At 62.7% G+C, this 12,368-nt stretch carries 1 protein-coding gene (running past one end of the window); it reads left to right on the forward strand.

Annotated elements, in window-relative coordinates:
- Positions 1 to 17 precede the first annotated feature (17 nt).
- Positions 18 to 12,368: the 5' portion of an SDR family NAD(P)-dependent oxidoreductase gene (locus LOY38_RS12670; protein WP_258700300.1), read on the forward strand. Its footprint extends 2,529 nt past the window's final position; 12,351 of the gene's 14,880 nt are visible here — the first part of the coding sequence; the start codon lies at positions 18 to 20; the stop codon falls past the right edge of the window.

Here is a 12,368-nt window from a genome sequence, read left to right on the forward strand (position 1 = left end):
CACAGGGAAGTTGAAGCATGCAAACAGCTGCACATCAGACAACCGCCGCCGGATCCGGCGAACTCGATGCACTGGCGCGCCGCCTGCTGGCGAGCCAGTTGCAGGTGCTTGGGCTGTCTTGCGCCGAGGACCTGCAACGCCTCGCGACGCAGCACGGCCAGGTCACGCCGGATTATCTGCACCTGTGGCTGGCTGAAAGCTTCAAATATGTCGCCGGTATTGAAACCGGCGCTGCCGATGCGCTGTGGCAGCAGTGGAATGAGCGCTTGCCGGGCTGGTGCCAGGACCCGGATCTGGCGGCCAGGGCGCAGTTGCTCGACGCCTGTCTCAAGGGACTGCCGGCTTTGCTGCGTGGTGAACAGACCGCGACTCGCGTGCTCTTTCCTGACGGCTCGATGACGCTGGTAGAAGGTATTTACAAGAACAACCGGATTTGCGACTACTTCAATCAGGTGCTGATCGAGGCGGCGCTGGCCTTTATCGAAAGTCGTCCTGCGGGCGCCGAACCGCTGCGCATTCTCGAAATTGGCGCCGGCACGGGCGGCACCACCGCGGGCTTGCTGGCGGCGCTGGCACCGTGGCGGTTGCAGATAAGCGAATACTGCTACACCGATCTGTCGCGTGCGTTTCTGCAACATGGCGCCGACCAATTTGGTCGGGACAACCCGTTCCTGCAAACCCGGCTATTCGATGTTTCGCGCCCTTGCGCCGAGCAGGGCATCGACACCGATCATTATCATCTGGTGGTGGCGACCAATGTGCTGCACGCCACCCCCGAAATCCGCCAGACATTGCGCAACGCCAAGGCCGTGCTGCGCAAAGGGGGATTGCTGATGCTCAACGAAATCAGCGAAGCGTCACTGTTCACCCATCTGAGTTTCGGTCTGCTCGAAGGCTGGTGGCTGCACCGCGATGGCGTCCTGCGCATACCCGGTTGCCCCGGACTTTCGCCGGCTGGGTGGCAGGCGGTGCTGGAGCAAGAGGGCTTCAGCCCGGTGTTGTTCCCGGCCCGGCAGGCACATGACCGGGGTCAGCAAATCATCCTGGCCGAGAGCGACGGCATCGTGCGTCAGCCAGTCGCCAGCAGCGACCGGCCAACGGCACCGCCCGCCGATAACCGCCAGCCTCAAGATACGTTTACACCGAAGCATGACGAGACCGCTCCGGACGGCAGGTGGCGTCGGGTCGCCGACTACCTGCGCAATCTGGTCAGCTCCACGCTGAAGATCCCGGCAGAGAAGATGAGCCTGTCGCGGCCACTGGAGGACTATGGCCTGGACTCGATTCTGGTGGTCCGGCTGACTCATGCGTTCAGCGAGCATTTTGCAGCCATCGACAGCGCGTTGTTTTTTGAGGTGCCGACCCTGGCGGCGCTGACCGAGCATTTTATCCAGCACCGCGCCGACGAGCTGGAAACGCTGTTGGGGCAACCCGAGGTCGAATATCGCGATACGACGGCAAATATCACCGTTCAAGAGAAGACCTCAGTTCCGGTCGAGAAGGGCGATGCCAGCGACATCGCCATTATCGGTCTCGATGGTCGTTATCCCGGCGCGCAATCAATGAGTCATTTGTGGCGCAACCTGGCCGACGGTCATTGCGCCATCGACGAAATCCCCGCCGAGCGCTGGGATTGGCGGCGCTATTTTGATGCGCAGAAGGGCACGTCCGGGCATCTCTATACGCGCTGGGGCGGGTTTATCGAAGGCATCGATCAGTTTGATCCGGCCTTCTTCCGCATCTCGCGCACCGAAGCTGAACGGATGGACCCGCAGGAACGGCTGTTTCTGCAAGTCGCCTATCACAGCATCGAAGACGCGGGCTACAACCCGGCGACCTTGCATCAACAGGGCGAGGTCGGGGTGTTTGTCGGGGTCATGAACGGCAGTTACAACCCCATCAGCAACTACTGGTCGATTGCCAATCGGGTGTCCTACCAGCTGGATCTGCAGGGTCCGAGTTTTGTCGTCGACAGTGCCTGTTCGTCATCGTTGACGGCGATTCATCTGGCGGTCGAGAGCCTGACCAGTGGCAGTTGCAACATGGCGATTGCCGGTGGCATCAACCTGATCATCAATCCGCAGCACTACCTTAACCTGTGCGAAATGATGATGCTGTCACCCGGCGAACAATGCCGCGCCTTTGGTGATGACGCCGATGGCTTTGTCGATGCTGAAGGCGTCGGCGCGGTCGTGCTCAAACCACTGAACAAGGCGATTGCCGACGGCGATCGGATCTACGCGGTGATTCGTGGCGGCGCGATCAACGCCGGTGGCAAGACCAACGGCTACACCGTACCGAGCGCCGGAGCCCAGCAGCGAGTGCTGGAAAAAGCCCTGGCGCGGTCAGCCATCGACGCCAGCCGCATCAGCTACATCGAAGCCCACGGCACCGGCACCGCGCTGGGCGATCCCATCGAAATCAGCGGCCTGAGCCGGGTCTTTGCTCATAGCGCCGGCGCCCGCTGCGCGATCGGCTCGATCAAAAGCAATATCGGTCACTGTGAAAGTGCCGCCGGCATCGCCGGGTTGAGCAAGGTGCTGCTGCAATTGCAACACCGCCAACTGGTGCCGTCGCTGCATGCTGTGCAGCCCAACCCGAACATCGATTTCGAACACTCACCGTTTCGCGTGCAACAGCAATTGGCGCCCTGGGCTGCCAACGGCGCGACACGTATTGCTGCAATTTCCTCGTTTGGCGCCGGGGGGGCCAATGCCTCGTTGATTGTCGAAGAACACCTCGGCGCGACGGACTCACGCCCAGCCATGCGCGGCCCCTGGTTGATCCTGTTGTCGGCCCGTGATAGGCAACGCCTGACGGAATCAGCGTCGCGCTTGCATGCGTTTCTCGACACTGAAGACGCGCAACAGACGGTCATGACCGACCTGGCGTGGACCCTGCAAACCGGGCGCGAAGCGATGGCCGAGCGGCTGGCGCTGCGGGTTGAATCCATTGCGGATTTGCAGCGTTGTCTGGCGCTGTGGATTGCGCGCGAACCGCAAGACAACGTGTTCTGTGGCCATAGCGATCCTTATGACGCAGCGCTGGACGAGCCCATCTCGCTGCCGATCGATCACTGGCTGCAACATCAGCAGTTGACCGAACTGGCGACGGCCTGGGTACGTGGCGAGGCCATCGACTGGCAGCGACTCTATCTCGACAGTATGTATCGGCGGCCCATGCGGATCAGCCTGCCGGGTTATCCGTTCGCCAAAAACAGCTACTGGATGCCGGGTCTGGCACATCCAACAGGCGATGCGCCCCTCGTCGAAGCGCCAACCGAGCAGGACCTGACCGAGTGCTGCTACCTGCCGCGCTGGCAGGCTCAAACCGCAGACGAGCAGGCCGCGGTGCCAGGCGCCGGAGCGGTTGTGCTGGTGACTCTGGGCGAGTCCGGCAACGCGACCGGGATGCTATTGGCGGCACTTGCCGAGCATTATCAGGGCACCCGGAATGTGCTGCGGATCGACTGCGGTACTGGCGCCACGGCCGAATTAGCGGCAGGCCATTGGCATTGCAGTGACGATGATCCGGCAGGCTTTGCGCACATTCTTTCGGTCCTTGTCCCGGTGGCGCAGATCATGGTGATCGGCGCGCAATCCGCCAGCGACATGACGCCGTCGGCGCTCGTCGACAGCCTGCAACACCACGAGTTACCGCTGCTGCGGCTGTTCAAGGCGTTGCAACAGCAAGCGGTCGACGGCAGCGCGACGGACTGTTTCCTGTTGTCGTTTGGCCGCTACGCCTTTGCCGGAGCGCCGCAACGGGGCAATCCGTTGGGGGCGGGCATGGCCGGGCTGGGCTATGCCATGGCCCAGAGCGAGCACCGGGTGCACCTGCGCAATCTGGACCTCAACCTCGACGAGCTTGAAACGCCGTACAGCCGCCAACGGCTGCTCGCGCAGATCCTTGCCGAGCCTGCTTCAGAGCGCGGCGAGCTGATCAAACTCAGCCGCGGCGAGCGCTTTATCCAGCAGTTGATGCCCCTGGCTTTGCCGCCGAGTCGCACCAACACTTCGGTGCTGAAACAGGAGGGGGTTTACCTGATCCTGGGCGGTAGCGGCGTGATTGGTCAGGTCATCAGCCGTCAGCTGATCGAGCACTATCAGGCCCGGGTCATCTGGCTGGGGCGCAAGCCCGCCGAGAGTGAGCAGGTGCAACAGAGCCTGAAGACCGAGCAGTTTCGGGGCCGGGTCGATTATCTCCAGGTCGATGCGACAAATCTGGCGCAATTGCAGCAGGCCGTGGCGCAGATCAATCAACGGTACGGGCGAATCAATGGCGCCGTGTTCTGCGCCATGGTCTTCGACTTCGAGAACAGCATCCAGCACACCACCGAAGCCCAGTTCCAGCAGATTTTCGACATCAAGAGCCGTGGCAGCCTCCATTTTTATCAGGCTCTGGCCGAGCAGCCGCTGGATTTCCTCTGCTATTTCTCCTCCGGGCAGGGCTTTGCCTTTTCCGGCGCGGCGAAGCTGTCGGCCTATGCCTGCGGCATCACCTTTGCTGACGCTTTTGCCGAGGCCATCGGCCCGGCAGCGCGTTTTCCGGTCGGCGTGATCAACTGGGGGTTCTGGCGCGCTTCGCTACAAGCGCAAACGGTCAGCCAGCATCTGGACGCGCTTGATGACGACGAGGGCTTTGCCTGTTTCAGCCGCTTTGTCGCGCACCTGTCCAGCGGTTCGCTGCGCCGTTTACTGTGCATCAAGGCATCGCCGGCGGTGCGCCAATTGATGAACGTGCCTGAGGGTCAGCAGCTGCGGTTTGATCCAGGCGTACTGCCGCCAGTAGCGGCGCCGGGCGTGGAGCTGGAGCCCGCCGAGCGCGAGCTGTTGCAGCAGATCTTTGATCCGCAAACGCTCGATCAATCGATTGCCGTGCTGCTGTTGATCCAGTTGCAGACCCTCGGCATCTTCACCGTTCCCGGTGCGCACAGCGCCGAAGCCTGGCGTCAGCAGGCCGGGATCAGCGAGCGCTATCGCCGCTGGTGGCAGGAATGCCTGGCGATTCTGGTGGAGCACGGTTATTTGCAGCAGCAAGGTGCGGCGTTTGCCGTGGCGACGCCCATTGCCCGGACACGACACGCTGCCATCCTGGCCGCCTGGAAAGTCCAGCGCGATCACTATTTCGAGGACCGCGAGCGCCGGGTTCAAGTGACCCTGATCGATGATTGCCTGCTGCAGCTGCCGCAGATTCTCACGGGGCAGATTCAGGCGACGGACCTGATGTTTCCGGACGGTTCGATGGGCAAGGTCGAGGGCATCTACAAGCACAACACCTTGTCGGACTTCTTCAACGAGCAACTGGCGTCGCAGGTGATCGCGCATGTTCGGCGGCGGGTTTTGGCCGAGCCGGCGCGCCCGGTGCGCATCCTGGAAATCGGCGCGGGCACCGGCGGGACCACCGCCGCGCTGCTGGCCGCGCTGGAACCGCTGGCCGGGCATATCGGCGAATATTGCTACAGCGATCTCTCCCGGGCATTTCTACGGCACGGGGAAACCAGCTTCGCTGCAGGCCGGCCTTACTTCACCACGCAAATTCTCGACATCAGCCAGCCCGCTGACGGCAGTGAGGCGTATGACATTGTTGTCGCCACCAACGTGCTGCATGCCACCGCCAACATGCGCAGCACCCTGGCGCATGTTCGGTCGCTATTGCGCAGCGGCGGCTTGCTGGCGCTGAACGAACTGAACCGCAAAACCACCGCCGCGACCGTCACCTTCGGCCTGCTCGATGGCTGGTGGCTGTATGAGGATCCCGCGCTGCGAATCCCAGGCTCGCCGTTGATCGCCGAGCAGACCTGGCTTGAGTTGTTGTGGAGCAGCGGCTTTCAACAGGTCGATCTGCACCTTCCACCGGGAATCGCCCTGGGTCAACAGATCATCACCGCCCACGGTGACGCACTGACTCTGCACACCTTTGAGCCGCAACTGCCCGCCACGTCCGCACAAAACAAGGAGTTTACGTTGAACGAGCATCCTGCCAGCCGGACCGGAGCGTCTGTGGACGTTGCAGACAGACTGCAACACGTGATCATTGAAGCCCTGGCCAAAACCCTCAAGGCCGATGGCCAGAGCATCGCGCTGCGCACGCCGTTCTCCGATTACGGCGTGGATTCGATTCTTGGGGTGGGTTTCGTCAAACAGCTGGGCAATCAATTGGGGATCAAGCTCAACAGCGCGATCCTGTTCGAGCAGGCGACGGTGAGCAAACTGCACAGTTACCTGCAAAAGTCTTATGGCTTGCAGATTGAGCGAGCGCTGGCGGCGACAGCCACGAATAGCCCGCAGGCAGCAACTCCCCCCGCCTTGATGACCAACCCGGTCATGGCGGCTGCGCTGGCGGGCGAAGAAGAAACTCCGAGCACAAGTCCGCAGACCAGCAAAAACCGGCGAATTGCCGTGATCGGCATGGCCGGGCAGTTCCCCGGTGCCGATAACATCGAGCAACTGTGGGACAACCTGCTGGCCGGGCGCAACGGCGTGCAGGTACTGGGGCCGGACTATCTCGATTCCCGTGCCTACAGCGCCGACAAACAGCCGGGCAAAAGCTATTGCAATCGCGCCGGCATACTCAAGGACCGCGACTGCTTCGATCCGCTGTTTTTCAACCTTACCCCCCACGAAGCAGAGTCGATGACCCCGCATCAGCGGCTGGTGCTGCAAGAAAGCTGGAAGGCGCTGGAAGATGCCGGGTGTAACCCGATGACCCTGGCAGGTCAGGCGGTCAGCCTCTATGTCGGCGCCGAGCCGGGGGGCTATCACCACGACTCCTTTACCGGCAGCTCCGAGGCCATTGTCGCCTCTCGCTTGTCGTACTTCCTCGACCTCAAAGGCCCGGCGATGGTGGTCAACACCGGTTGCTCGTCTTCCGCGGTGGCGATCCACCAGGCCTGTGAAAGCCTGCGCCACGGTGAAAGCCGCATGGCACTGGCCGGCGGGGTGTATGCGCTCCTGGATCAACGCGGGCTGATCAGCCTGTCAGCCATCGACATGCTCAGTGCCAGCGGCCAATGCCATGCGTTCGATGCGGCAGCCGACGGCACCGTGATTTCCGAAGGCGTAGGCATGGTCGTGCTCAAACGCCTGGAAGACGCCGAGGCCGAGGGCGACCCGATCTACGCCGTCATCGAGGCGTCGGGGGTCAATCAGGACGGCGCCAGCAACGGCATTACCGCGCCCAATGGAGATGCGCAAGAGCAATTGCTGCGCGACACCTGGCTGAAATTCGGCATCGATCCCGCACAGATCAGCTATGTCGAGGCGCATGGCACCGGCACCCGGCTGGGTGACCCGGTCGAGGCCAACGCGTTGATCCGGGCGTTCCGCTCGTTCACCGACGCCCAGGGGTATTGCGTGCTGGGTAGCGCCAAAGCCAACCTTGGTCATGCTGCGGCGGGGGCCGGTGTCATCGGCCTGATCAAGGTATTGCTGTCGATCCGCCAACGCACGTTACCGGCCATGCCGGGCTTTGCGCAGATCAACCCGCTGATCGAACTCGAACATTCACCGTTCTACATCAACCGTCAGGCGCTCGACTGGCAAGCCAGTGGCGGCGAACGACTGATGGCGGCACTCAACTCCTTTGGCCATAGCGGCACCAACGCGCATCTGGTGATTGGTGAATACCAGAGCGCACAAACCGCAGGTCAGTGCGCAGCGCCACCTGCGATGAGCCGGGTCATTCCCCTGTCAGCCAAAACCGCCGCAAGCCTGCGCGACAACGCTCGGGCCCTGGCGCACTGGCTGGACAAGACCGAAGCGCCGCTGAGCCACATTGCCTTTACCTTGCAGACAGCCAGGGAGCCGATGCAGGTGAGGGCGGCTTTGATCGTCAGTGACGTTGCGCAATTGCGCACTCAACTGGCACGGCTGGCCAACGGCGAAAAACCGACTGTTACGACTGACGACGCCGGGCGGCTGGCCAACGAGTGGGTCGCCGGAAGCGATATCGACTGGGCGGCACTGTGGCCGACCGGCTCGGCCCAGCGTATTCATCTGCCGGCTTACCAGTTTGCCAAGGAGCGCTACTGGGTCGATCAGACGCCACAGCCCATCGTCGAGCGCGATACGCCTGAAGCGTCGAACGCAGTGGATGAGTCGGCCACCGGCCTGTTTCTGGCGCGTCCCGTATGGCAGGAACCGATGGGTGCAAGCGTTGATGCAGACGACGACATCGGCCAGCGCTTGCTATTGTGGGTCGGCTTCAGCCGCGAGCAAGTGGCGCAGTTGCAAAGCCTGACCAACGCCGCAGGAGCCGGCGTCAGCGGTGAAATTCTGGCCTGCGGCAAGACCGCCCCGGCAGCGCGTTATCAGGAGCTGGCGATTGCGCTGTTGCTGCGATTGCAGACGCTCAGGGGCCGGGTCCACATTGAACTGATGATCGCCGACCAGGCACCGGAACACCTGCTGTACGCCGGTCTCGACGGCCTGCTGAAAACCGCATGCCTGGAACAACCGTCACTGAGTGCCAGGTGCCTGATGATAAAGGTCGAGGTCGGCCAGCCATTGTCGGCTGCGCAGCTCAAACAGTTGACGATCACGCTTGGCGAAAGGCGTCAGCGCGCCCGTTCGGTGTTGCAGCGCAGTGGCCCACAAGGCGAGCACCAGGAACTGCAATGGCAGGAGCTGGCAGACGATGTCGCCGCCAGCCGTGAGCACGACCGCATTACCTGGAAAGATCAGGGGGTTTACCTGATTACCGGCGGCGCCGGTGGCCTGGGGCTGATATTTGCCGGGGCCATTGCCGAGCAATGCCGCAACGTCAAGTTGATTCTGATTGGCCGCTCGGCCCTCGACTCGCGCCAGCAGGCGCGCTTGCAGGAAATTCGTGACACCGGTGCTGTGGTCAGTTACCAGCAGGTCGACCTGACCGACGCCGAAGCGCTGGAGCAGTTGATCGACGACATTTGCGCCAGACACGGCAGCCTCAATGGTGTGCTGCATGGCGCCGGGATCAACCGGGATCGGCTGCTCGCGCATAAAACCCCACAGGAGATGGTCGAGGTGTTTGCCGCCAAAGTGGTCGGCACAGAGCTGCTGGACCGTGCTTGCCGTCGGCTATATCTGGATTTCTTTGTGCTGTTTTCATCCTGCTCGGCGGTGCTGGGCAGCATCGGTCAGTCGGATTACGCCGCCGCCAACGGCTTCGTCGATCACTTTGCCGAGCTGCGTAACAAACGCGTCGATCAGGGCCTGCGATTCGGTCACACGCTGTCGATCAATTACCCGCTGTGGCGCGACGGCGGCATGCAGGTCAGCGCCGCTGATTGCGCGCACATCCGCCACAAGACCGGCATGGCGCCGATGCAGTCGGTGCATGGCATCCAGGCATTGCAACTGGGCCTCAATGCCGGCCTGGAACGGCTGTTGGTGATCGAGGGCGATCTGGCGCAGATTCGTGCGCACTTTGGTGCCGCCGAGGAAGGCGATGCAGAGCCAGCGCTGACGCCGACTTCGGTCGCGATTGACCGCACGCGGCTCACTGGCGTCATTCTCGAACGGCTCAAAGCGGTGTTCTGTGCCGTCACCAAGCTGCCGTCGGCCCGGGTCGAGAGCCAAGCGCCGCTGGAACAGTACGGCATCGATTCGATCATGATCACCCGGCTCAACAAGGCGCTGGAGGATGTCTTTTCGGCGATGACGCAACTGCGCCCGGCAGAACGCCAGTTGTCGAAAACGCTGTTTTTCGAATACCACAGCCTGGACGCGCTGGCCGGCTATCTGGTCGCCGAATATCATCGTGCCTGCCTGCTGTGGAGCGGTCTGGCCGAGGTGCCGACGCCCTTGCCGACTGCGCCGTTTGTCAGTCAGACAACCCAGGCCCCAGCAGCGATGTCGGCCGCCGAGCCCATCGCGATCATCGGTATCAGTGGCCGTTATCCGCAGGCCGACAATCTCGACGAATACTGGCGCAACCTCAAGGAGGGCCGCGACAGCATCACCGAGATTCCACCGCAGCGCTGGCCGCTTGAAGGCTTCTATGTCGATTCGGTCGCCGAGGCGCTAAAGCAGGCCCGCAGCTACAGCAAGTGGGGTGGCTTCATTGACGGTTTTGCCGATTTCGATCCGCTGTTTTTCAATATCTCGCCGCGTGAGGCAGTCAACATGGATCCGCAGGAACGGCTGTTCCTGCAATCCTGCTGGCAGTCGCTGGAAGATGCCGGGATCACCAAAGCCGATCTGGCCGAACAGTATCAGGGCAATGTCGGGGTCTTCGCTGGAATCACCAAGACCGGGTACAGCCTCTACGGGCCGACGCTGCGGGAGCAAGGCCACATGGTCTTTCCGCGAACCTCGTTCGGCTCGACCGCCAACCGGGTCTCCTATGTGCTGGACCTCAACGGGCCGAGCGAACCGGTGGACACCATGTGTTCCTCGTCGCTGACCGCGCTGCACCGGGCCTGCGAAAGTCTGCGTCGTGGCGAGTGCCGGATGGCCTTTGCCGGTGGCGTCAACCTGTACCTGCATCCCTCCAATTACGTTGAGTTGAGCGCCGGACAGATGCTCTCCAAAGACGGCCGCTGCCGTAGTTTCGGCGAGGGCGGCAACGGCTTTGTACCGGGCGAAGGCGTCGGTTCAGTATTGCTCAAGCCGTTGTCCCGGGCACTGGCGGACCGCGACAACATCCACGCACTGATCCGCGCCGTGGCGGTCAATCACGGCGGTAAAACCAACGGTTACACCGTGCCCAATCCCCAGGCCCAGGCCAAGGTGATTCGCCTGGCCATCGATCAGGCCGGGCTCGACGCCAACCAGATCAGCTACATCGAGGCCCACGGCACCGGAACTGAACTGGGCGACCCCATCGAGGTGAGCGGCCTGAGCCAGGCCTTTGCGCTTGATGGTGTCGACCCCGGCCACTGCGCGCTGGGTTCGGTGAAAGCCAATATCGGTCATCTGGAAGGCGCCGCCGGCATTGCCGGGGTCAGCAAGGTCATTCTCCAGCTCAAACACAAGCAGCTCGTGCCGAGCCTGCATGCCACCACCCTCAATCCCAACCTGACGCTGGACGCCACGCCGTTTTACCTGCAACAGACGCTGGGCGATTGGCGCCCGGCAGATCATGGGCCGCGTATCGCCGGGGTCTCCTCCTTTGGCGCTGGTGGAGCCAACGGCCACGTATTGCTGCAGGAGCACGACGAATACCGCGAACTGCCAAACGCCAGCGGCGCCGAAGTGATTCTGCTGTCGGCTCGCGACGGCGAACGCTTGCGTGACTACGCGCAGGCGCTGCTGGCCTATGTGGATGCCCGGCCATCGCTGTCGGGCGCCGACCTGGCGAACCTGGCGTACACCCTGCAAACCGGACGGGAAATGATGGCGGCGCGGCTGGGGCTGGTGATTGATTCGCCCGCCGCACTGGCGACGAAATTGCGCACGTTTATCGACCGTGGCGCACAACCGGACGCAGGCCTCTACACCGGCGACATCCAGCGTAACCGCCTCGTTGCCCAGGCTGATGCGGAGCTGGCGCCGGTAACTCGCCGTTGGGCCGAGAGCGGCAAGCTGCACAAGTTGCTGGAGTTGTGGGTCAACGGCGAAGTCATCGACTGGTCACTGCTGCATGCTCAGCGTACCGGTCCACTGCCGTATCGGATCAGCGTGCCGGTCTACCCCTTTGCCCGCGAGACGTTTTGGTTGCCGGGTATTCAGTCGACGGCGGCGCCCGTCACTGAAACGGCTCTCACCGCACCGATGGCCTCCACCAACAGTGACCGCGTGAGCTATCTGGCGCGCTGGCAGGCCGACGGGCAGGGTGGTGAGCCACAGACTGTCGAGCACCGTTGCGTGCTGATTGTCGGCGATGCGTCGACCCGGCCAGCGGCAGAGGCGATCACCGCGCACTACCTGCTCAGCGCCGGTTTTGCCACCGGCGCAGGCCGGGTGATCCGTCTGGAGCCAGGCCTGCAAACGGTCTGTCTGGCACCGGATCACTGGTCGCTGGACGCGGCCGATCCGCAAGCGCTGGAGCAATGCCTGAGCGCGGGGCCGGCCATCGATTGCCTGTATTTCTTCGGCGGCAACGCCGAGGCCACTGACTGGCAAGCGCAGCTCGACAGCCCGAAAACCAATGAGAACCTGCTGCTGCGGTTGATCAAATGGCTCAAACAACACAGCCCTTGCCAGGCGATCGACAGCTACATCATCAGCCAGGACAACTTCGACATTACCGGCGAGCCAGTCAGCGCCGTGGGTGGCGGCCTGACGGGCATGGCCTATGCGATTGCCCAGGGCGAGCATCGGTTCCGGGTGCGCAATCTGGATGTCGACAGCCGTGAGCTGGCCGACAACCGGCGCCGGCCACACTTGCTGCGTCAGGTGCAGGGCGAGGGCGGGTTGGCTCGAGGTGAGGTGCTGTGCCTGCGC

It is taken from the genome of Pseudomonas sp. B21-015, assembly GCF_024749285.1.
Classification (GTDB): domain Bacteria; phylum Pseudomonadota; class Gammaproteobacteria; order Pseudomonadales; family Pseudomonadaceae; genus Aquipseudomonas.